Origin of the sequence: Ornithinibacter sp., assembly GCF_035443565.1 — a bacterium.
Taxonomy (GTDB): domain Bacteria; phylum Actinomycetota; class Actinomycetes; order Actinomycetales; family Dermatophilaceae; genus Fodinibacter.
In genome coordinates, this window is record NZ_DAORSO010000014.1 from 30,147 (window position 1) to 31,830 (window position 1,684).

Genomic DNA, 1,684 nt, shown 5'->3' on the forward strand with positions numbered 1-1,684 from the left:
CGACTACGTCGGACTCACCGACGTCGCCCTGCGCCGCAGGACCGAACCCGAACGCGGCCTGTACGTCGCCGAGTCCGAGAAGGTCATCCGACGGGCGCTCGCCGCCGGGCACCACCCTCGCTCCTTCCTCATGGGGGAGCGCTGGCTCACCGACCTCGGTGACGTCGTGACCGCAGCCGAGGCGAACGGCATCCCCGTCTTCGTCGGTGATCCTGACGTCATCGAGGCGCTCACCGGCTTCCACCTGCACCGTGGTGCCCTGGCCGCGATGCAGCGACCGGAGCTGCCGACCGTGGCGCACGTGCTCGACGGCGCGCGGCGGGTGCTCGTGCTCGAGGACATCGTCGACCACACCAACGTCGGCGCGGTGTTCCGGTCCGCGGCCGCCCTCGGGGTGGATGCCGTGCTCGTCACCCCACGCTGCGCCGACCCGCTATACCGGCGCGCGATCCGCGTCTCGATGGGCACGGTGTTCCAGGTGCCGTGGACCCGCATCGACCCGTGGCCCGGTGCCGTGTCGCTGCTGAGCGGCCTCGGGTTCACCACGGCGGCCCTGGCACTGCGCCAGGACTCGGTGGGTCTCGACGAGCTCGCCGCGGATCCGCCTGATCGTCTCGCGCTGATCCTCGGCACCGAGGGCGACGGGCTGAGTCATCGAACGCTCGCCGAGGTCGACCTCACCGTGCGGATCCCGATGCTCGGGGGCGTGGACTCGCTCAACGTCGCGGCCGCCGGCGCGGTGGCGGCCTGGGCCCTGCGGGTGCCGGCCCCGGTGGGCGATGCCGACGGGTGAGGTGCGTGGGGCGCGCGACCGGTGCCACGGCATCCGGGCGTGGTGTCAGCGCCGCAACGCGGCAGCCGCGGCTCGTCGTACGGCCGCGGTCAGCCGATCCAGGATGGGGGAGTCCAGGCGCCAGCGCTGCCAGTGCAGCTCGACGTCGACGTGGTCTCGCGCACTGATGACGACGAGGTCGCCGCTCTCGAGGTCCGGGCGCAGCTGCGGCTCGGGGATCGCGGCCCAGCCCAGCCCGAGCCGCACCGCCTCGTGGAAGTCGGCTGACGTGGGGACGCGGTGGACGATCCGAGCGCGCTCCAGCCCACGGCGACGCAGCACCTCGTGCTGGAGGTCGTCCTTGTCGTTGAACACCACGGTCGGCATGGCGGCCCAGTCGTAGCCGCGCCCGGTGCGCCAGCGCTGCGCGAACGCGCGGGATGTCGCGGGCAGGTAGCGCATCGTCCCGAGCCGCTCGACCGCACACCCCTGCACGGCCTGCGGCTCGCTCGTCACCGCCGCCAGCACGTCCCCTCGGCGGAGCAGGTCGCTCGAGAAGGCCTGGTCCTCGACGTGCAGCCGCAGGGTGACGTCCTCCCACGTGGCCACCTCCCCGATGACGGGGCGCCACCAGGTGGCCAGCGAGTCGGCATTCACGGCGAGCGGGAGGTCGACGACGCTCGGGGTGGTCTGCACCTCGGCGAGGAGCAGCTGGGTCTGTCGGGCGACCGCGAGGAGTCGCTCGCCGGCGGCGGTGGGAGTGCAGGGCGTACCGCGTCGAACCAGCACCTGACCGGCGGCCGACTCCAGGGCCCGGATCCGCTGGCTGACAGCGCTCGGGGTGACGTGCAGGTGCCGGGCAGCGGCCTCGAACGTGCCGAGGTCGGCGATCGCCACGAGGGCGGCCAGCTG

General features: G+C 73.4%; 2 protein-coding genes. One reads left to right on the forward strand and one right to left on the reverse strand.

The window, feature by feature from the left end; genetic code table 11:
- Window positions 1–793 (forward strand): TrmH family RNA methyltransferase (locus PLL68_RS03340; protein ID WP_324531632.1); only part of this gene is annotated, 793 nt, incomplete at its 5' end.
- Between the two features lie 45 nt (window positions 794–838).
- On the opposite strand, the gene PLL68_RS03345 is transcribed toward PLL68_RS03340, so the two are convergent.
- On the reverse strand, window positions 839–1,684 hold an 846-nt coding region (locus PLL68_RS03345; RefSeq protein ID WP_324531634.1), incomplete at its 5' end, for a LysR family transcriptional regulator ArgP.